Here is a 20,674-nt window from a genome sequence, read left to right on the forward strand (position 1 = left end):
CTGACCTGTTGGAGGTTCCCCCATCATGACGTCCCCCCAAGACGAGCGTTTCGACTGGCAGGCCGCTGAGGCGGACCTGACCGACCCCACCACCACCGGCGGCGTGGATGCCGAGGTGGTGAACCTGGATGCCGCCCGGTCCCGCCGGCAGGCACCCACCCCGCCCGACGACGGCGACCTGGGCGAGACCGGCCCGCGTCTGGTGGATTCGCCGGCCGCGCAGCGGTCGCCGCGGTTCACGGTGGCGGGGTTGCAGGACGCGAAGCGTCGGCCGATTGTGCCGGCGTGGCTGCGCTCGCGTGCCGAGCTGCGCGACGCCGCCCGTTGGACGGTCGGGCACCTGTTCCACGCCGGAACGTTCCACCTGACCCGCACCCCCAAGTACGCCGGCAAGCTGGCATGGCGTGCCCCGCGCGGCGCGGGCCGACTGCTCGGCGGGTGGGGGCGCTGGCTGTTTGACCTGCAAGGTGAGCACGTGCGCCAGTTGACGGCGGACAAGGGCGACGCGGAGATGTACCTCAAGGTGTCGCGGCTGCGGGACCGGCGCGTCCGGTGGCGCGGCTTCATCACCGCCGCCGTCGTGCTGGGCGTGCTGCCCGCGCTGGGTATCGCCTACGCCCTCGCCCCGGCCGAGGCCCGTTACGCCACCCTCGCCGCACTGCTCGCCGCCCTCGGTGCGCTCGGCCGCCCGGCGGATAAGCCCCTGCTCGACACCGCCGTGGTCGTGCCCCGCGTGCAGAAACTCACCTCGGATGTGGTGGTACGGGCGTTGGGCAACCTCGGCATCACCGGCATCAACCAGGCGCTGTCCAAGGGCGACCGGGGCAAGGACTGGTTCCCCGCCCCGATCACCCGCGACGGCCCCGGCTGGCGCGCCGATGTGGAGCTGCCGAACGGGGTCACCGCGACCGAGGTCATCGAGAAGCGGGAAAAGCTCGCCGCCGGCCTCTCCCGCCCGCTCGGGTGTGTGTGGCCGGAGGGGCAGCCCGAGGTGCACCCCGGCCGACTTGTGCTCTGGGTTGGGGATCAGGACATGTCCAAGGCCCGGAAGCCGGTGTGGCCGCTGCTCAAGGCCGGCAGCGTGGACCTGTTCCGGCCGCAGCCGTTCGGCACCGACCCGCGCGGCCGATGGGTTGACCTCACGCTGATGTTCATGGCCATGGTCATCGGTTCCATCCCCCGCATGGGAAAGACCTTCACCCTGCGGGAGGTGCTGTTGATCGCGGCGTTGGACCCGCGTGCGGAGATCCACGCCTACGACCTCAAGGGCACCGGTGACCTGTCGGCGTTGGAGCAGGTCGCGCACCGCTACCGCGCCGGGGAGGAAGACGAGGACATCGAGTACGCGGTGGCCGGCATGCGGGAGCTGCGCGACGAGCTGCGCCGACGCGCCAAGGTGATCCGCGGCCTGCCCCGCGACCTCTGCCCCGAGAACAAGGTCACGCCTGAACTGGCCTCGAAGAAGTCGCTTGGCCTGCATCCGCTGGTCGTCGGGGTGGACGAGTGTCAGAAGTGGTTCGAGCACCCCGAGTACGGCAAGGAGTTGGAGGCCATCTCCACCGACCTTGTGAAGCGAGGGCCGGCGCTCGGGATCATCCCCGTGTTCGCCACCCAGCGGCCGGACGCCAAGAGCCTCCCGACCGGGATCAGCGCGAACGCATCGACGCGGTTCTGTCTCAAGGTGATGGGGCAGACCGAGAACGACATGGTGCTCGGTACCTCGCAGTACAAGCAGGGCATCCGCGCCACGATGTTCGCCTGGACGGACAAGGGCACGGGCTACTTCGTCGGTGAGGGCGCCGACGCCCGGATCACCACCACCGTCAACATCGACGGCCCCCTAGCCGAGAAGATCGCGGCTCGCGCCCGCATCGCTCGGGAGGCCGCCGGGCGGTTAACCGGGCACGCCCTCGGTGAGCAGCCCGCCAAGGTCCAGGCGCTGTCCTACAACCTGCTCGACGACATCACCGCCGTGGTGCCCGCCAGTGAGGCCAAGGTGTGGTGCCGCACCGTCGCGGCTCGGCTGGCCGAGCTGCGGCCCGAGGTCTACACCGGCTGGGACGGCGAGCAGGTGACCGTGGCGCTCAAGCCGTTCGGGGTGAAGGTCGGGCAGACGTGGGGCACCGACCCAGACACCGGCAAGGGTGCGAACCGGGGCGGTTTCGAACGCGCCGCGATCATCGCGACGATAGCCGAGCGTAACCGGAAGCGGGACGCGAGCTAACCCGGGTTTGGTCCTAGGTCTAGGAGCAGGCACCTCCTAGACCTAGGACCACCCCTAGGACGGCATCCGATACCTGATCAGGACGCTAGGAATCTAGCGGCCTCCCCCAACCACACCCGAAAACCGGCCCTGGAGGCTGTCATGACCCCCCGCACCCTGCTAACCACCGCCCCCTGCCTCACCCTCGCCGCGCTCACGCTCGGTTACCTCGCGCTGTGCGTGGCTGCGCCGTTCGGACGTTGCCGCACCTGCAAGGGCACCGGCCGCAAGCTGTCCGCGTTCGGCCGGCTGCGGCGGGAGTGCCGCCGCTGCGCCGGAACCGGGCTACGGCTGCGCGTCGGCCGACACGCCATCAACCACATCAAAGACGAGTACCAAGCGGCCAAGCGATGAGCCGTCGACCGCACGACGGGCACACCGAGTGGTGCGGCAAGGATCACCGCTGCGGCCTCGGTGAGCACCGGTCGGAAGAGATCGTGATCGACATCGCCGCCCGCGCCCGCGCCGTACTCGTACGAGTTCGCACCGCCGCCGGCCGGGAGCACGCCGAGGTTCGCGTCAGGGTCGCACTCGCCTCCGGTGAGGTGGCCGCACGGCGGCAGTTGGTGGGCTTGCTCGGCGACGTGCGCCAGGCCGTCACCCGCGCCGCGATCACCGGCCGATGACCGGCGGGCACTGGATCGGGGCGAGCAAAGCCCTCGGTCGTTTCGTATCAGTCGATCTGCCGTACCCGCACATCTGCGAACGAACCGTCGCCGCCGAAGACACCGCCTCCGGCCTGCCGTTGCAGGTCGCCCGGTGGGAGAAGGCCCGCTACTGCGCTGCGTGCGCCCACGAAAAGTACCAACGCCATCGCCGACCGATACCCGACATCCCACCTGCTGTCATGGAGAGGACCCGCACCATGTCGGACAACCCGCTGTTGACCGCCGCCCTCGGCCACGCCGAACGCGGCTGGCACGTCCTTCCGCTCCGTCCCGACGACAAGCGACCCGCGTTCCCCAACCACACCGCCGACGACTGCACCGGCCGCGACCCACGCTGCCGCGCCGGGCACGTCGGATGGGAGCCCCGCGCCACCACCGACCCCGACCGCATCCGCCGAGCCTGGACCGCCCGCCCCTACGGCATTGGCCTGGCGTGCGGGCCGTCCCACCTCGTGGTGGTCGATCTCGACACGCCGAAGGACGGCAGCGCCGGCCCGACCGGGCTGGATACCCTTACCGACCTCGCCCGGCAGCACGGGACCGGCATCGACGCCACGTACACCGTGACCACCGGACGAGGCGGCACCCACCTCTACTACCGGCACCCCGACGACGGCCCCGTCCTGCGCAACACCGCCGGAGAGCGTGGCAACGGCCTCGGCCCGATGGTCGACACCCGCGCCCACGGCGGCTACGTCGTCGCCGCCGGCTCCACCGTTGCCGGACGGCCCTACACCGTCGACCTAGACACCGACCCCGCACCGCTACCGGACTGGCTGGCCGGACTGCTCACCCCGGCTCCGCTGCCGCCGCAACGCCCGGTGGTGGTGGCACTGCCGAACGGGCGGGGACGGGCATTCGTGCGATCCGCTGTCGAACGGGAGTGCGCGCGGATCACCACCGCCCCGGACCACCACAACGACGCCCTGTACCTCGCCTCGGTGGCGCTCGGTCAGCTTGTCGCGGGCGGTTCCCTGTCCACCGACGAGGCGTCTACTGCGCTGGAACACGCGGGGATTTCCGCCGGACTGCGACACCGAGCGGTGCTGGCCACCATCGCCTCCGGATTCCGGGCAGGTGCCCGCCGCCCCCGGACGGTGGCCGCATGAGCGCCGAACCGAATGAGCGACCGAACCTGCACGTCGCTGGGCCGGACGATGCCGCCGAAGTGCTGTCGGCCGAGCAGGCGCGGCCAGCCCGGATCCGCACCTCGTGGTCCGCGGCCGACATCATGGCGATGACCTTCGCCCCGCCAAAGTGGGCCGTGCCCGGCGTGCTGTCCGAGGGCGTCAACCTGCTATGCGGACCACCGAAGGTCGGCAAATCGTGGATGTCGCTCGGCCTCGGTGTCGATGTCGCCCTCGGCGGTAAGGCGTTCGGGACGATCCCCGTCGAGCGTGGCCCGGTGCTGTACCTCGCCCTGGAAGACACCGCCCGCCGTCTGCAATCACGGCTGAGCAAGGTGCTGGGCCAGCGAAAGGCACCGGCCGGTCTCACCCTCGCCACCGAGTGCCCGCCCCTACCGCAAGGCGGAGACCGGGCCATCGCCGCGTGGCTAGACCGCAACCCATCCGCGCGCATGGTCATCATCGACGTGTTCGCCAAGCTACGCGGCAACTCCGCACCCGGCTCCTCCGCCTACGACGCCGACTACGCCGCCGTCGGCCGGGCGAAGAAGGTCGCCGACGACTACGGCGTCGCGTTCGTCCTGGTCCACCACGTACGCAAGGCCGGATCCGACGACTTCCTCACCGAGGTATCCGGCACCAACGGCCTCGCCGGAGCCGCCGACGCCACCCTCGTCCTCAAACGGGCACGCAACCAGGGCGACGGCGTGCTCCACGTGACCGGCCGCGATGTTGACGAAAACGAGTACGCCCTGAACTTCGACACCGCCGCCGGGGCGTGGCAGATGCTCGACGGCCCGGCCCAGGATCACCAGGTCGGCGAGACCCGCGCAGCGATCCTGCGGTTCCTGCGAACCACCCCCGGCAGCACACCCAAGGCCATCGCCGGCAGCGTCGGCCTTGCCTACGAAACTGTGAAGCGCACCTGTCAGCGAATGCTCGCCGACGGACAACTCGCCGCCGACACCGGCGGCCGGTACCGAGTCCCCGGTGTCCCCCCTGTCCCCGGTGTCCCCCAACCCACCCTGACCAGCGAAAACAAGGGGGACACCACGGGGACACCCGGACTCTGGCCGCAACCCTGACAAACACGCTGAAACAGCGGTGCAGCACGCTGTTTCAGCACAGGCCCTATGTAGAACCACCCAGATGCCTGAGATCTTGGCTCAGCGTGGCTCTCAGCGGCCCGCCCTGCGGCCTTTTGCCATCGCACTTCACCACCCCTCGCCGGACCGCCTTCACCAAAGGAACGACCGCGACGGGCGCTCTCAGCGCCTTGCCGCACCACCCCTGACGGACCGCACTGCCCGGAAAGGACACCCGATGGCTAAGCGGATCACCCAAAACGCGCCGGTACTGGAGCTACCCGCCGAATTGCTGACCATCCGAGAGGCCGCAAGCCGCATCGGCATGAGCGTGCGCTACGTCCGCCGCGCCGTCGCCGAGCGGCAGATCGCATTTCACCGCATCGGCCGGTCGATCCGGATCGACCCCGCCGACCTGGCTGCGTTCGTCCACGCCGGACGAGTCGAGCCCGTGACCGCAGAGTCCATCTGGCGCGAGTTAAGGAGCGTTGCCTGATAATGCCGAACAAGGACGGACACCGCCGCTACGGCAGCGTGCGCAAGTTGCCCTCCGGCCGCTACCAAGTTCGACACCTCGCGCCGGATGGCACGATGCGACCCGGGGATCAGACATTCGCCCGCAAAACCGAGGCCGAGCGGTATCTAACCCTGATTGAGGCGCAGATGGCCCGCAGGGAGTGGATCGACCCTAATCGAGGAAAGATCCAGTTGCAGGACTATGCGGAACGGTGGATCACCGAGCGGCCGAACCTGCGCCCCCGCACTGTCCATCTGTACCGATGGACGCTGGGCAAGCACATCACGCCGTACCTGGGCGGCGTGCCGCTTAACCGGATCGACACACCGATGGTCCGGGAGTGGCGCTCCCGTCTGCTCGCCGACGGCGTGTCGTTGACCATGGCCGCGAAGGCGTACCGACTGCTGCGCGCCATCCTGATGACAGCTGTGAAGGAGGACGAACTGATCAGGATCAACCCGTGCCGCGTTGTCGGTGCTGACCAGGAGAAGGCCGCCGAGCGGCCGGTGCTTACCGTTCCGCAGATCTTTGCCTTGGCCGAGCGGATGCCAGACCGTTTCCGGGCGCTGATCCTGGTTACCACGTTCGGATGCCTGCGATGGGGTGAAGTGGTCGCCCTGCAGCGGCAAGACGTCGACCTGGTTGCCGGCACGGTGCGCGTGCGGCAAGCATTCGTCGAACACCGAGGAACCGGCCTGATCCTCGGCCCGCCGAAATCCCGGGCCGGTGTGCGAACCATCGCGCTACCGAAGGCTGCTCTGCCCATACTGAAACAGCACGTGAGCAGCCACGTCGGCGAGGCACCGGAAGCATTCGTGTTTACCGGTGAGAACGGCCGGAATCTCTGGCGCGGCAACTTCAACAAGCTGGTCAAGTGGCCCGATGCGGTCGCCGCCGTGGGCGTGCCCGGACTGCACTTTCACGACCTGCGGCACACCGGCAACACGCTCGCGTCGCGAGCGCCGGGCGCGAGCCTGCGCGACATCATGGCGCGGATGGGTCACGACAGCCCTCGCGCCGCGCTGATCTACCAGCACGCCAACCGGGAGGCCGACCAGGGCATCGCCGACGCGATCGACCGGGCCGTCAAGGCGGCCCGGCGCAAGCCGAGCAAGCGCCGGGTCAAGCGGGCTACCGAGGGCGGCGGACCGGCCACCGAGGCACGCTAATGGCACGCTAATGGCACGAGCACCTGTTTCAGCCGTCTAGAACGACGGAAGCCCTGGCGGGACATCTGTCCTGACCAGGGCTTCCGTGCGTGGAGCGGGTGACGGGAATCGAACCCGCACTGTCAGCTTGGGAAGCTGATGTTCTGCCATTGAACTACACCCGCAAGCGGCACCACTGTACCCCAAGCACCGCGCGGCGCATATCCCGGCACCCGCCGACCCGAGCGGTCTGCGAGCGGCAGCAGTCACCGGAGCGGGCTGAACCCGTAACCGCGAAGGTCGGGCTCGGTGCAGTGGCTCCGGACGAGCCCCGCCAAGGGAGATGGAGCGAACTGCCGGTCAGGCCCTTCGGAGCCGGCTCAGCATTTTCAAAGTTGTCGATGTCTTGTAAGGTCTGCCTTACGTTTCCTGCCATGGCACGCACACCCCCCCGCTGTGCTGCCAGAAGGAGGTGGCCCATGGGCCTCCGACCCCTACTGTCCCGTCGAAGCGCCGGCATCGCGTCAACGTCGCTCGCGCTGCTCCTCGGCGCCGTCACGGCCGGCTACGTCCCGGCGCACGCGGCGCCGCTCGCGAACCACGCCGCGGAACACGCCGCGAGCGAGGAGTGCGAGCCGGTCCACGCCGACGCCAAGGCTCGGCCGGGCAGCATCACCGAACACGACCCGAACCACCTGACCGAAGCCCAGGTGGCAGCACGGGAGAATGAGCTGATCGAACTGGTGGAGATGCAGGTACGGCGCGAGGGCGCCGCCGCGTTCGCACCCGTGGCTCCCGCGTCGGTCGCCATCCCGGTGGTGGTGCATGTCATCCAGGAAAACAGCAGCCGGGCCGGCGGCAACATCCCGGACTCCATGATCTACTCACAGATCGACGTGCTGAACGACTCGTTCAGCGGGGCGACCGGTGGCGCCCCGACGGCCTTCAGCTTCGCACTCCAGTCGATCAACCGGGTCACGAACCCGAGCTGGTACCCGATCAACTACGGCTCATCGTCGGAACGGTCGATGAAGAGGTCGCTGCGCGTCGGCGGTGCGGAAACCCTCAACATCTACCTCGGTGACCTTTCGAGCGGCCTGCTCGGCTGGGCGACCTTCCCGCAGCGCTCGATAAGCAAGTTGGACGGCGTCGTCGTGCTGAACGAGTCGCTGCCGGGTGGCACCGCCACCAACTACAACCTCGGCGACACCGGCACCCACGAGGTTGGCCACTGGCTGAACCTTTACCACACCTTCCAGGGCGGCTGCAGTGGCTCCGGGGACGGGGTCAGCGACACCCCGGCCGAAGCCTCCCCCGCCTACCAGTGCCCCACCGGACGGGACACCTGCTCCTCGGCGGGCGTGGACCCGATCCACAACTTCATGGACTACACGTACGACTCCTGCATGTACGAATTCACTCCGGGCCAGGCCAGCCGCATGCTGACTGCCTGGAATGCGTATCGGGCCTAGCCCTCGACCGGTACGGTCCGCTGCCGGCTCCAAAGGTTTGGAGCCGGCAGCGGCGCGTGCAGGGCCGGCGCTCAGGCCGCCGCGCTGCCCTGATCGACGGTGGGGGCCGGCGAGCCGGCGCGTCGAGGCTGGCCGGGCTGACCCGACCCGGCCTGACCACCCGGCTCCAGCCAGACCTGAACCGCCGGTCTCGCCACGCCAGCGATGTCGTGCTGGGCGATCATCGCGACATCGATGCTGAACTCGAAGAGCCGCCAGTCGATGTCGTAGATCGCGCAGTGTCGGCGGGCCAAGCGGGTCACCCGGGCCGGATCCGTCACCAGCTGCGCCCGACCCGCGAGGTAGGCCTCGTCGTCGCTCTCCTCTGCGGGGAAGGAGTGCAGCGCGTAACGCCCGTCGCGCTCCAGGTCACGCCGCTTGGGCGAGTCAATCACGAAACAGAAGAGGCCCTCTTCGGCGAGCACCGGGGAGACCGGATGCACGCGAGGACCACCATCGGCGCGGACCGTGGCCAGGTAGCCCAGGCCCGGCCCGTACTGCTGGAGAAGCCGGCGTACCCCGTCGGCGAGGCGGGGTACGTCGGCGGCGAACTCGGACCAGGAAGCCATACCCCAGACCCTATCGAACGTGCGTTCGAATGCCCAGGCGAAATAGGCGCGTGTCGTCCCACTCGCTATGGTGGTCCGATGCTTCTCTCCGATCGTGACCTGGCCTCCGAGATCAAGGCCGGCACGCTGGCGCTGGAGCCGTTCGATCCCGCGCTGGTCCAGCCATCCAGCATCGACGTACGGCTGGACAAGCTCTTCCGGGTGTTCAACAACCACCTGTACACCCACATCGACCCGTCCCAGCAGCAGGACGACCTGACCTCGGCGGTCGAGGTGCCCGACGGCGAGCCATTCGTGCTGCACCCCGGCGAGTTCGTGCTCGCCTCCACCCTTGAGGTCATCTCGCTCGGGGACCAGCTCGCCGGCCGGCTGGAGGGCAAGAGCTCACTCGGCCGGCTCGGGCTGCTCACCCACTCGACCGCCGGCTTCATCGACCCGGGCTTCTCCGGCCACGTGACGCTGGAGCTCTCCAACGTGGCGAACCTGCCGATCATGCTCTGGCCCGGCATGAAGATCGGTCAGCTCTGCATCTTCCGCCTCTGCTCACCTGCCGAGCACCCATACGGATCGGCCGTCTACGGGTCCCGTTACCAGGGGCAGCGGGGCCCGACGCCCAGCCGCTCCTGGCAGAGTTGGCATACCTGGCCGACGCGCTGACGCCGGGCGACCAAGACGGCTACCCCACGGCTGAGCCGGCGACGCTCCCACGGGGCGAGCCGGCGGCGGCACCGCCGGGGACTGGCAGCGTCGGGACCGGCAGCTGGATACGACGAGGCCCCGGACGACCTGTCTCGTCCGGGGCCTCGGTCCAGTCGCCGGCTCAGCCCGGTCGACGGAAGCCGGCGATACTCGGCATGTTGTAGATGCTGGCGACCATGACCGGCTTGCCGGCCCGGGGCGCGTGCACCATCTGGCCGTTGCCCAGGTACAGGCCGACATGGTGCAGGTTGCTGGGGCTGGAGAAGAAGACAAGGTCACCAGGGCGCGCTTCGGATTGCGAAATCGCCGGGCCCTCGTTCCACTGGGCACCGGTGTAGTGCGTCAGGTAGACACCGGCCGCCTTGTACGCGTACTGCGTCAGCCCGGAGCAGTCGAACGAGTTGGGGCCGTTGGCCCCCCAGACGTACGGGTCACCCACCTGAGCGCAGGCGGTCCGGATGGCGATCCGGGCAGCTTCGGTCACGACACCGTTGATGGTGGGGCACTGCGGCGTCGACACCGTGGTCACTGGTAGTGAGTCCTTGAGCCGCTTGATCTCGGCGTCGATCTGCTTCTTTCTCGCCGCCAGCTCGCTCTCCTGCTTATCCTGCTTCGCAATCAGTTCATCGAGCGAATTCTTCTGGCCCTCATACTCTTTACGGATCGCCAGCACCTCCTCGAGCTGCCGGTTCTCCATAATGGCAACCCGATTCAGTAGGGCCAACTCCTCGCGGATCTCATTCGGGTCATCGCTCACCAGCAGCGCACCGAGTTCCCGCGACGGCCCACTGATGTAGTACTGCGAGGCCAGACCGCCCATCCGCTTCATCGCGGTCTCGCTCTGCTGCTGGAGCGGAGCGAGCTTCTCCGCCAGCTCCTCCGACTTCTCGCGGTTGGTCTTCAGCTCCGCCCGAACCTTGTTGTACTGCGCGATCGTGGGCTCCATCTCGCGCCACTGCTCGTCAATCGCGGCCTCGATCTCCTCCACGGTCGGCTCGGCGTACGCGGGAACCGCCAGCGCGCCGAGACTGACCGCCACCGCGGCGGCCGCGGCGAGCAGACCGTGCACGGCCCGACGCAATCCGCCCGAACGGCGTGGCCGTACCCAGTCCTGACGATGAGGGGGCGTGGTTGCCACCAGCACCGACTCCTTTTGCAACCCAGACCGCGGGGCGCCTCGGAACAAGGGGGGGTACGAGGCAGACGATCCACCGCAGCGCACGCACAACAATAGGTAGGGCCTGGTACGGAATCAAGGCAGGCGAGCGGGTTTCACCTCTACGTAGTCACTCGCCCACAAATAGTGCTGACCCCCCTCAAAATACGTACTGCCAATATACTTATATCCACAACCATTACCGTAAGTAGTCACGATTCAGTCGAGCTGATACGAAGCGACCGGCGGTGGCACCCCCATCGGGGTGCCACCGCCGTCCCGGTGTGGAAAGGGCTCTACCAGGTGCCGGCGCGGCACCTGGTAGAGCCCGTAATGGCTGGATCAGCCCGCGACCTGTGCACTCTTCTGGTCAACCGGTGGCTGCTCCGGGCGCACCGACCGGAGCAGGACGCTCGCCACGTCAACCACTTCGACCTGCTCACCAGCGCCCTTACCGTTCACGCCGTCGTTGAGCATCGTCGAGCAGAACGGGCAGCCGACCGCAACCGTCGCTGCGCCGGTCGACATGGCCTCCTCGACCCGATCCACGTTGATCCGCTTACCGATCTTCTCCTCCATCCACATGCGGGCGCCGCCGGCGCCACAGCAGAAGGAGCGCTCGCTGTTACGCGGCATCTCGGTCAGCTCGCCCTGGATCGCCGTTCCGAGCACCTCGCGCGGTGGGGCGAAGACCCGGTTGTGCCGGCCCAAATAGCAGGGGTCGTGGTAGGTGACGCCGCCATCGATCGGCTGCACCGGCGTCAGCGCGCCGGTGGCGACCAGGTGAGCCAGCAGCTGGGTGTGGTGTACCACCTCGAACTCACCACCGAGCTGCCCGTACTCGTTGCCCAGGGTGTTGAAACAGTGCGGACAGGTAGCGACGATCTTGCGCCGGCTCTGCTCCCGGCCCTCGAACGCCTCGTTCAGGGTCTCGACGTTCTGCTGGGCGAGCATCTGGAAGACGAACTCGTTGCCGATCCGACGGGCCGGATCCCCGGAGCAGGTCTCCCCCTCGCCCAGGATGGCGAAGGAGACGCCCGCCTCGTGCAGGAGCGTGGCGACCGCCCGGGTGGTCTTCTTGGCCCGGTCCTCGAAGGCTCCGGCGCAGCCAACCCAGAACAGGTACTCGAAGTCGTCAACCTCACCGACCCGCGGCACCTCGAAGTCGAGACCCTTGGTCCAGTCCTCCCGGGTGTTCTGCGGCGCACCCCACGGGTTGCCCTTGTTCTCCAGATTGCGCAGCATCACCCCGGCCTCCGAGGGGAAGCTGGACTCGATGAGCATCTGGTAGCGACGCATATCGACGATGTGGTCGACATGCTCGATGTCGACCGGGCACTGTTCGACGCAGGCCCCGCAGGTGGTGCAGGACCAGAGCACGTCCGGGTCGATGACACCGGACTCCTCGGCGCCGCCGATCAGCGGCTTCTCCGCCTCGGCGAGCGCCAGCGCGTCAACGTGGGCGAGCTGCCCGTCGGTCGCCTTCTCCGCACCGGTCAGATCCTTGCCGCCGCCGGCCAGCAGGTACGGGGCCTTCGCGTAGGCGTGATCGCGGAGGCTGAGCACCAACAGCTTCGGCGACAGCGGCTTACCGGTGTTCCACGCCGGACACTGGGACTGGCAGCGGCCACACTCGGTGCAGGTACTGAAGTCCAGCAGTCCCTTCCAGGTGAACTGCTCGACCTGGGCGACCCCGAACTGGTCCTTCTCCGGGTCCGCCTCCTCGAAGTCGAGGAGCTCGCCGTTACTGGTCATCGGCCGCAGCGCACCGAGCCCGGACCCCGGCCGACCCGGGTTGCGCTTGAAGAGGATGTTGGGGAAGGCCAGGAAGCGGTGCCAGGCGACTCCCATGGTCACGTTCAGCGAGATCACGATCAGCCAGGTCATCGAGATCGCAATCTTGATGACGGCGGCGACGCTGACCCCGGCCTCCCAGTCCGGTAGCAGGCCACCGACCGCGTGGCTGAGCGGTGCCGCCCAAACCGGGTACTCGAAGTGATCAGTAGCGACCTTGAAACCCCGGATGAGAAAACCCATCACCAGGACGCCGAGGATGACGGCCTCAACGAAGTAGCCCTGCCACATGGTTGAGCCCGTGAACCGGGACCTCCCACCGGGCCGGGTCGGTCGGTTGCGCAGCCGGATCGCGATCAACACCAGGATGCTGGCGATCCCGAGGATGCCGAGCCACTCGGTGACGAGACCGTAGACCGCCCAGTTCCCGACCAGCGGGAGTCCCCCGGTGGGGGAGACGACCTCGAAGTACGCCTCCAGCACCAGCAGCGACAGCACGATGAACCCGACCATCACGAACCAGTGCGCGGCTCCCACCAGACTCCAGCGAAGCATCCGGGTGTGCCCGGCGGTCTCCGCCAGCATCGTCCGCGTCCGCGTGGCCCAGTCGGTGAAGCGGGCCGGATCCGGCTGGCCCAGCCGGATCACCGCCACCATCTTCCTGACTGCCCGCACGGCGAGCCACACCGCCACCGCGGTGATGGCGGCCGCGACGATCGTGGTGGCGATCTGGACGCTGCCCATCGAGTCGGCCCTCCCGGTCTACTACTGCTCGAGCGGCTCGGCGATCGGTACCGGCCAGGACGCGGTCGGCGAAGCTCCTGCCGCGCACCCGGGCCCGGGCCGATCGTTGACCTTGCCTCACCCGGTCGTGCAGTGCAGCCTACGCGCAAGGTTACCCGGCGGTAACGTGACGCATCTCGCACCCGCAGCGATTCCGTCCTGCGCCACACCATAAGGTGCCGCGCCCGGCAGCGCCGATTGGGGCCAGGTCGACCGGGCTGGCTGGGCGGGCGCGCCGGCTCCGGCCGGCGCGCGGGTCAACGCGTGGTCAACGCCAGCGCGAGAGCAGGATCAGGGAGCCGACCATTGCGCCGAAGCCCACCGCGAGGTTCCAGTAACCCCACGACATGACCGGATACGCCTGCTCGGAGAGGTAGTAGACCACCAGCCAGCCGATGCCGGCGACGATGAGCGCGACCGCCGTGACCGGCAACCAGACCGGGCTAGGCTTACGCGTCGCCGCCGTCGCCGTCGGACGCACATCCGTCGGCGGGGTGTACACCTTCTTCTTACGGACCTGAGACTTGGGCACGACGCTCTCCAGAGGGGGTGACGACCTCGTCCGGCCTGACAACCGGGCGCGAGGGCGACGGTCCATGGCCAATAATGTTCGACAGCTAGCGTAGTCCGGAAGACCCGTTCAGGCCACGAAAGGTCTTCTCCAACACCCGGAGGGGTGATTGGAGCGGGCTGGCAGGCGACGAGGGGAGGGAACCCGTGGAGTACACATCCGGCGCGGCCTCCTGGCGGAAGGTGCTCCGGCGGGTCGTCGTCGCCCTCATCCGGCGCCCTCGGCAGCGCCGGCTCGGCTGGCCGGTCGGCGTACCATTGATCGCCGCTGCGGCCGGGCTGCTCTTCACCACCACCGCTACCACCGCCGGGGGCACCACCCTGCGCGAGGACCGGCGCCCCCAGCTCAACCAGCTCATCCAGGACCGCCACGCCGAGGTGGCGGCCAGCGAGCAGCGGGCGGCGGAGCTCCGCGCGACGGTCGAGGCCCGCACCGACGCCCTCGCCGGTTCGGACGGGACGATCCAGCAGCAGCAGGAGCGGGCGGCGGCCAGCCAGGAGCCGGCCGGCTTCACCGCCCTCACCGGCCCCGGGGTGACCGTGGAGCTCGACGACGCGCCGCGGCGCGGGGACGGCAACCTGCCCGCAGGCGCCACCAACGACGACCTGGTGGTGCACCAAGGCGACGTACAGGCCGTGGTGAACGCCCTCTGGGCCGGCGGCGCGGAGGCGATGTCAATCATGGATGTCCGCGTACTCGCCACCAGCGCGGTACGCTGCGTCGGTAACACCCTGCTACTCCATGGCCGGGTGTACTCCCCTCCATTCAAGATCGTAGCGATCGGTGACCCCGCTGCTCTCCAGCAGGCCCTCACCGAATCCGAGGGAGTCCGGTTGTTCAGAGACCTGGCGAACACCTACAAGCTCGGCTACAAGGAGACTGACTCCACCGTGACGGTGCCGGCGTTTGAGGGCTCAGCCGCCCTCCGTTGGACGACGGTGCCCGAATGACCAGGGCACCGGAGAACTGGCAACCCGATCGGGACAACGACGAGACGGCGTTCCTGCCGCGGCTGGAGCGCCCCGGGCAGCAGCCCCGGCACGATGCGGAGCAGCCGCTACCCCCGCCGGGAGCCCCGCCCCAGCCGTCCGCCCCAGCCCCACCGGGCCAGCCGTCCGCCCCAGCCCCACCGAGCCAGCCGATCCAGCTGCCGGGGTTGGCCGGCGCGCCGCAGCGCCCGCCGAGCCAGTCACCACGACACTCGGCCGGCCCCGCCTCAGCACCTCCAACCGGCTCAGCCTTCGACGCTGCGTACCCGCCCACGCCGACGGCACCAGCGCCACCACCGAGGGAACCAGCGCCACCGACGGCACCAGCGGCCGAGCGGCTACTCGACCAGCCGACCGCAGCCCATCGGGAACTTCGGCCCGAAACCCCACCCCACTCGTCGGGACCACCCACCCCTTCCCCCGCAGCGAGCCCGGGCCACCCGCGCCGGCCAGCGTGGGACCGCACCCCGTCGACGGCTGACGCCCCCACCGCCTTCATTCCCACCACACCGCCGCGGGCCGCGACCCCGAACGCTGACACCGCCCCGGAGGCCGGCACCGCTCCGGAGGCTGACACCGCCCCGGAGGCTGACACCGCCCCGAACGCTGACACCGCCCCGAAGGCCAGCCCGGTCCCCGATACCCCCCGGGGCACTGGCTCCGCCGCCGATCCGGCGGCCACCGCGCTCATCCCGCGAGTGGCCAGCCGTCCTCCTCCGCCACTCGACTCCACCGCCCTGATGGGCGCGGTGCCCCAGCCGCCGCGGGACGCGGACGCCACGACCGAACCCGCCGGCGGGGAGCCGGCCCAGCCGCGCCGGGGCGAGCGGGTGGTCAAGCTACGCCCAGAGCAGTCCGGCGACGGCTACAAGAGCGTCTACTCGGAGATGACTCGGCCGACGTTCCGGTCCCGCTTCCGCACCGGCGTCCGCGCCGCCGGAGAGGTACTCATCACCTTCGGCATAGTGGTGCTCCTCTTCGCCGGGTACGAGATCTGGGGGAAGTCGGTGATCGTCAACGCCCACCAGAACGACCTCAGCCAGCAGCTTGCCGAGGCGTGGGGGCCGACCGGTGACCCCACGGTGACGCCCTCCGCTGCTTCCTCGTCCGCCCCCGCCTCGCCGACCGTGCAGGGCACTCCGATCGCCGGCCTGTACATTCCACAGCTCGACAAGAACTGGATTGTCGTCGAGGGGGTGACCCAGAAGGACCTCCGATACGCCCCGGGCCACTATCCGACGAGTGCCCTCCCCGGCCAGCCCGGCAACTTCTCCATCGCGGGACACCGGAACCGGGCCACCTTCTGGCGACTCGACGAGCTGAAGGATGGCGACGTGATCGTCGCCGAGGATCGCGACAACTGGCACATCTACCGCGTCACTCGCAATCACATCGTCAAACCGAGCGAGGTGTCCGTGGTGGCGCCGGTTCCCGGCGACCCGGGTGCCGAGCCGACCGACGCGATGCTCACCCTGACCACCTGCCACCCGAAGTTCGACAACTACGAACGCCTGATCATCCACGCGAAGCTGGACCGGACCCAGGCCAAGTCGGTGGGTCGCCCGGCGGAACTGGGGGGCTGAGGAGATGTACGCCTGGATCTGGCGGAAGTTGCCGTTCGGACTTCCCGGCAAGCTGGCCGGCAGCGTCCTGTTGACGACGGCCGCAGTCGCCCTGCTCTGGTACGTAATCTTCCCCTGGGCTGAGCCGCTGCTCCCCTTCGACGATGTACAGGTCGGTCAGGAAACGGGAGATTCTGGGGACCCGAGTGCTCCCGGCTATCCGCCGCCCGGCGACGGACCGGCACCAACCGAGGACGGGCACGACCTGCCGTACGACACGGACGAGAACAACCCGCCCCCCTCCCCGGAAGAGTGACCCGTGCGCATCCTGGTCATCGACAACTACGACTCGTTCGTCTTCAACCTGGTGCAGTACCTGGGTCAGCTCGGCGCCGACTGCGAGGTACGCCGCAACGACGAGATCAGCGTCGCGGAGGTCGGGCAGGCGAAGGCCAATGGCGTCCTGCTCTCCCCCGGTCCGGGTAGCCCGGATCGCGCCGGCATCTGCCTGGACATCATCCGGGAGTACGCCGGGGTGCTCCCCCTCTTCGGTGTCTGCCTCGGCCACCAGGCGATCGGGGAGGCGTTCGGCGCCACCGTCGCCCAGGCTCCGGAGCTGCTGCACGGCAAGACCTCGGAGGTCCGGCACCAGGGCGTGGGGGTACTGGCCGGCCTACCGAAGGTGTTCACCGCGACCCGCTACCACTCGCTCACTCTCGTGCCGGGGACGTTGCCGGCCGAGTTGGAGGTCACCGGTTGGACCAGCTCCGGTGTGGTGATGGCGATGCGCCACCGGACGTTGCCGATCGAGGGAGTGCAGTTTCACCCCGAGTCGGTCCTGACCGAGGGCGGGCACCTGATGCTGGCGAACTGGTTGGCGTCCTGCGGCTTCCCGGAGGCGCTGGAGCGCGCCCCCGCGCTGGCGGCCGAGGTCGACGCACGCCGACGTACCGCCTTCAGCACCACCTAACCGACGATCAACAGCGCCGCACCTCAATCACCGTCGCCCGGCGGCGTCTCGGTCGGCTCCGGCGTCGGCGTCGGCGTCTCGGTCGGCTCCGGCGTCGGGGGCTCGGTCGGCTCCTCCAGCACCGTCACCGTGATGGTCACCGTCTTGCCCCTCGCAAGCTTGGTGTTCGGACCCGGGTTCTGGTTCGTCACCCGGCCTTCCTCGCCCGGCGGCACCGGCTGGCCCTCCCTGACGTCAACCTTGTAGCCGGCGTTCTCGAGCTCCCGCTTGGCATCCTCAACATAGGACTGCACCACGTTCGGTACGGTGCCGATGTTGCCCTTGGAGACGGTCAGTGTGACCACCTCCCCCTCCGCCGCCTGGCTGCCCTCATCCGGCGTCACCCGCAGGACGGTGCCCGCCGGCTCCGCGTCGTCGACCTCCTCCCGCGCGACCTCGAAGCCGGCATTCTCCAGCTGCCGTTTCGCGTTGTCGTAGGTGGAGCCGACCAGGGTGTCCGGAATCGTCACCGTCGCCGGCCCAGCGCAGATGAAGATCGTGACAACGTCGTCCGGGGCCAGCCGCTCACCCTGGGCTGGCTCCTGGTTGGCCACCTCCCCCTTGGTGCAGTCGTTGTCGCGGACCTCCCGGCCGGTATTCGGCACCAGGCTGGCTTCCTTGATCGCCGCGAACGCCTGCTCCTGGGTCAGCCCGGTTACCGGCGGGACCGTGGCCCGCTCGGGTTCTTCGGGCAGGAGGGCCACCACCGCCAGCGCGGCCACCGCGAGTACGCCGAGCGCGGCGAAGGTGGCGATCAGCCACGACGATGCCCGACGCCGACGTGGGTCGCCGACCCGGGCTGGTATCTGTTGGGTACGTGGACCGGGCGCGGCGGCCGGGTATCCGGCGCCGGCCGGGGCGAGTTGGGTGGCCTCCTCCTCCCGCAGGACCGGGGTCGCCATGACCGGCCGTCCGGCGGCGGCACGCAGCAGGTCCGCCCGCATCTCGCCGGCGCTCTGGTAGCGGTTGAGCGGGTTCTTCGACAGCGCCTTGAGGATGATCGCGTCGACAGCCGGGGGGACCTCCGGGTTGAGGTCGCTGGGCGTCGGTGGCGTCTCCCGAACATGCTGGTACGCGACGCTGACCGGGCTGTCCCCGACAAACGGCGGGTGCCCGCAGAGCAACTCGAAGAGCACACAGCCGGCGGCGTAGACATCCGAGCGGGCGTCCACCGACTCGCCGCGGGCCTGCTCGGGTGAGAGGTACTGGGCGGTGCCGATCACGGCGCTGGTCTGCGTCATCGTGGTCGCGCCGCTGGCCAGCGCCCGGGCGATCCCGAAGTCCATCACCTTGACCTGGCCGGTCTGGGTGAGCATGACGTTGCCGGGCTTGATGTCCCGGTGGATGATGCTGTGCCGGTGGCTGAACTCCAGCGCCGCACACATGTCGGCGCAGATCTCCAGCGCCCGCCGCGGCTGGAGCCGCCCCTCGGCGCCCAGCACCTCCTTCAGGGTCCGCCCGCCGACGAACTCCATGACGATGAACGGCAGGGTCTCCCCGGTCGGTGCCTGCTCCTCGCCGGTGTCGTAGACGGCGACGATGGCCGGGTGGTTGAGGGAGGCCGCGTTCTGCGCCTCCCGTCGGAACCGCATCTGGAAGGTGGCGTCGCGGGCCAGGTCGGCCCGGAGCATCTTGATCGCAACATCCCGACCCAGTCGCAGGTCACGACCGCGATGCACCTCGGCCATGCCGCCGTAGCCGATAAGCTCGCCGACCTGGTAGCGGCCACCGAGCAGGCGGGCCTGCGCTGTCATCGCGTCTGTCGTCCTTCGCTCGTCGTCGTCTCGTCGCCGCCCGTCGCGGGCAGTTGCAGTTGACGGTACGACGTTTGGTCTGAATCGTCGCGTCCGTCGAGCCGGAGTTCGCCGGACGTTCCCGTCGACTGCCCCGGCCGGGCCGCGGGCCCGGCAAACACCTCGTCCCAAACGTAGGAAACCATGCGAAAGCAGGTCAGGACCAGAGCGGCCAGGAGGAGGACAAGGAGCAGTCTCCCGAACCGGGACCGGCGGGACCGCGGAGCCGGTGTTGGGGGGTGCCCGAGCCGCGCGGACGCCAGCGGCACGGCCGCAACCGGGGACCACTGCGCCTGCGGTCGCGGGGCCAGCGGCGGGGAAGGCTGCGGCGGGGAAGGCTGCGGCGGCCCCGGCGAGCGGGAAGCCTGCGGCGGCCGGGCGACGACCGGCGGCGGCACCTTGGCCCGGCCCGGCGCCGGCGCGGCCGGCGCCGGCGCGGCCGGCGCCGGCGAAACCACGCTGGCCCGACCCGGCACCGCCGAAACCGGTCGGACCGGCGCTGGCGAAACCACGCTAGCCCGACCCGGTGGTGCAGGCGCCGGCGAAACCACACTGGCCCGACCCGGCACCGCCGAGACCGGACTGGCCTGGCCCGCCGCCCGGGCAGACTGGGAGAGCTGGGCCTTCAGTTGTCGAGCCACTCCGGCCAACGCCGCCGCGCTCGGCCAGCGGTCCGCCGGGTCCTTCGCCATGGCCCGCTCCACCACCGCCCGCACCTGCGGCGGAATGTCGGCAGGCAGCGCCCGAGGTGTATCCCGGACGTGCTGCAGGGCAATCTCGAGTGGGTTGTCGCCCGCAAACGGCCGCCGGCCGGAGAGACACTGGTAGGCGACCACACCGAGGGCGTACACATCCGAGGCCGGGGTGGCGACCGCTCCGGTGGCCTGCTCCGGTGAGATGTACGAGGCGGTACCGAGTACCGAGCCGGCGGCGGTGAGCTGGGCCACCAGGTCGGATCGGGCGATACCGAAGTCGGTGAGTACCAGGGTGCCGTTCGGCCGGACCAGGAGATTGCCGGGCTTCACGTCCCGGTGCACGATGCCCTCCAGGTGGGCGGCGTGCAACGCGTCGGCAGCCTGGGCTACCAGGGCCATCGTCCGGGCGGAGGTGAGCCGGCCGACCCGGTTCAGGGTGGCCAGGAGCGCTTCTCCCTCCACGTGCTCCATCACCAGGAAAGCGATCTGCTGGTCGCTGCCGAAGTCGTAGATGTCAACGACACCGGGGTGGTTGATGGTCGCCATCGTGCGCGCCTCGCCCCGGAACCGCTCGGCGAAGTCAGGATCGTCCAGCAGGGCGGGCAGGAGACTCTTCACGGCGACTGTCCGGCCGAGCACCTCGTCGGTGCCGCGCCAGACATCGCCCATGCCGCCGCTGGCGATCCGCTCGTCGAGACGGTAGCGGTTGCCGAGCTTCACCCCCGTACTGAGCAC

19 protein-coding genes and 1 tRNA gene are annotated in these 20,674 nt (G+C 69.4%); 13 read left to right on the forward strand and 7 right to left on the reverse strand.

Annotated features, from left to right (window positions below; genetic code table 11):
- The first annotated feature begins 25 nt into the window (after positions 1–25).
- From B118_RS0121045 to B118_RS0121075, 7 genes are all read left to right on the forward strand, one after another.
- Entirely contained in the window at positions 26–2,224 is a 2,199-nt protein-coding gene (locus tag B118_RS0121045) for a cell division protein FtsK (RefSeq protein ID WP_028193371.1), read from the forward strand.
- Positions 2,225–2,365: 141 nt separating this feature from the next.
- A complete protein-coding gene (locus tag B118_RS0121050; protein ID WP_028193372.1) occupies positions 2,366–2,617 on the forward strand; it encodes a hypothetical protein in 252 nt (83 codons plus the stop codon).
- Positions 2,614–2,889, forward strand: a complete 276-nt coding sequence (locus B118_RS0121055) for a hypothetical protein (RefSeq protein WP_028193373.1) — start codon at positions 2,614–2,616, stop codon at positions 2,887–2,889. Before B118_RS0121050 ends, B118_RS0121055 begins: the two co-directional genes overlap by 4 nt.
- Entirely contained in the window at positions 2,886–4,040 is a 1,155-nt protein-coding gene (locus tag B118_RS0121060; RefSeq protein ID WP_028193374.1) for a bifunctional DNA primase/polymerase, read from the forward strand. The genes B118_RS0121055 and B118_RS0121060 overlap by 4 nt, the downstream gene beginning before the upstream one ends.
- On the forward strand, positions 4,037–5,143 hold the full coding sequence (locus B118_RS0121065) for an AAA family ATPase (protein ID WP_028193375.1): 1,107 nt from the start codon (positions 4,037–4,039) through the stop codon (positions 5,141–5,143). The genes B118_RS0121060 and B118_RS0121065 overlap by 4 nt, the downstream gene beginning before the upstream one ends.
- 238 nt (positions 5,144–5,381) lie before the next feature.
- Positions 5,382–5,639 carry an excisionase family DNA-binding protein gene (locus B118_RS0121070; protein ID WP_028193376.1) on the forward strand — a complete coding sequence of 86 codons (258 nt, stop codon included), beginning with the start codon at positions 5,382–5,384 and terminating at the stop codon, positions 5,637–5,639.
- A 2-nt stretch (positions 5,640–5,641) separates the two neighbouring features.
- Positions 5,642–6,829: a tyrosine-type recombinase/integrase gene (locus B118_RS0121075; RefSeq protein WP_028193377.1), complete on the forward strand. Its 1,188-nt coding sequence runs from the start codon at positions 5,642–5,644 to the stop codon at positions 6,827–6,829.
- A 90-nt stretch (positions 6,830–6,919) separates the two neighbouring features.
- On the opposite strand, the gene B118_RS0121080 is transcribed toward B118_RS0121075, so the two are convergent.
- A tRNA-Gly gene (locus B118_RS0121080) sits at positions 6,920–6,993 on the reverse strand.
- A gap of 294 nt (positions 6,994–7,287) precedes the next feature.
- Between B118_RS0121080 and B118_RS0121085 the strand changes: the two genes are divergently transcribed.
- Positions 7,288–8,280, forward strand: coding sequence for a zinc metalloprotease (locus tag B118_RS0121085; RefSeq protein ID WP_018221825.1), 993 nt, complete (start codon positions 7,288–7,290; stop codon positions 8,278–8,280).
- 71 nt (positions 8,281–8,351) lie between these two features.
- Here B118_RS0121085 and B118_RS0121090 read toward each other — a convergent pair whose 3' ends face one another.
- Positions 8,352–8,888, reverse strand: a complete 537-nt coding sequence (locus tag B118_RS0121090; protein WP_018221826.1) for a pyridoxamine 5'-phosphate oxidase family protein — start codon at positions 8,886–8,888, stop codon at positions 8,352–8,354.
- Between the two features lie 78 nt (positions 8,889–8,966).
- Here B118_RS0121090 and dcd point away from each other — a divergent pair, with 78 nt between their 5' ends.
- Positions 8,967–9,545, forward strand: a complete 579-nt coding sequence (gene dcd / locus B118_RS0121095) for a dCTP deaminase (protein WP_018221827.1) — start codon at positions 8,967–8,969, stop codon at positions 9,543–9,545.
- 163 nt (positions 9,546–9,708) lie between these two features.
- On the opposite strand, the gene B118_RS0121100 is transcribed toward dcd, so the two are convergent.
- From B118_RS0121100 to B118_RS0121110, 3 genes are all read right to left on the reverse strand, one after another.
- The gene (locus tag B118_RS0121100; RefSeq protein WP_196230351.1) at positions 9,709–10,725 is read right to left on the reverse strand and encodes a C40 family peptidase; all 1,017 of its coding nucleotides are present in this window, start codon (positions 10,723–10,725) and stop codon (positions 9,709–9,711) included.
- A gap of 360 nt (positions 10,726–11,085) precedes the next feature.
- A complete protein-coding gene (locus B118_RS0121105; protein ID WP_018812747.1) occupies positions 11,086–13,281 on the reverse strand; it encodes a (Fe-S)-binding protein in 2,196 nt (731 codons plus the stop codon).
- Positions 13,282–13,588: 307 nt separating this feature from the next.
- Positions 13,589–13,852, reverse strand: coding sequence for a cell division protein CrgA (locus B118_RS0121110; RefSeq protein ID WP_018217839.1), 264 nt, complete (start codon positions 13,850–13,852; stop codon positions 13,589–13,591).
- 185 nt (positions 13,853–14,037) lie between these two features.
- On the opposite strand from B118_RS0121110, the gene B118_RS0121115 reads away from it, so the two are divergent.
- Genes B118_RS0121115 through B118_RS0121130 form a run of 4 tightly spaced genes read left to right on the forward strand, consistent with a single transcriptional unit; the run spans position 14,038 to position 17,412 of the window.
- On the forward strand, positions 14,038–14,841 hold the full coding sequence (locus tag B118_RS0121115; RefSeq protein WP_018812746.1) for a DUF881 domain-containing protein: 804 nt from the start codon (positions 14,038–14,040) through the stop codon (positions 14,839–14,841).
- Positions 14,838–16,463 (forward strand): class E sortase, encoded by a 1,626-nt coding sequence (locus B118_RS30915; RefSeq protein WP_080678122.1) that lies wholly within the window; start codon positions 14,838–14,840, stop codon positions 16,461–16,463. Before B118_RS0121115 ends, B118_RS30915 begins: the two co-directional genes overlap by 4 nt.
- A gap of 4 nt (positions 16,464–16,467) precedes the next feature.
- Positions 16,468–16,758 carry a hypothetical protein gene (locus tag B118_RS0121125; RefSeq protein ID WP_018828877.1) on the forward strand — a complete coding sequence of 97 codons (291 nt, stop codon included), beginning with the start codon at positions 16,468–16,470 and terminating at the stop codon, positions 16,756–16,758.
- 3 nt (positions 16,759–16,761) lie between these two features.
- A complete protein-coding gene (locus B118_RS0121130) occupies positions 16,762–17,412 on the forward strand; it encodes an aminodeoxychorismate/anthranilate synthase component II (RefSeq protein WP_028185424.1) in 651 nt (216 codons plus the stop codon).
- Between the two features lie 23 nt (positions 17,413–17,435).
- Here the strand turns inward: B118_RS0121130 and pknB are convergent, their stop codons facing one another.
- On the reverse strand, positions 17,436–19,205 hold the full coding sequence (pknB, locus tag B118_RS0121135) for a Stk1 family PASTA domain-containing Ser/Thr kinase (protein ID WP_028185423.1): 1,770 nt from the start codon (positions 19,203–19,205) through the stop codon (positions 17,436–17,438).
- Positions 19,202–20,674, reverse strand: a complete 1,473-nt coding sequence (locus B118_RS0121140) for a serine/threonine-protein kinase (protein ID WP_028193378.1) — start codon at positions 20,672–20,674, stop codon at positions 19,202–19,204. Before B118_RS0121140 ends, pknB begins: the two co-directional genes overlap by 4 nt.

It is taken from the genome of Salinispora pacifica CNR114 (assembly GCF_000514775.1).
Classification (GTDB): domain Bacteria; phylum Actinomycetota; class Actinomycetes; order Mycobacteriales; family Micromonosporaceae; genus Micromonospora; species Micromonospora pacifica.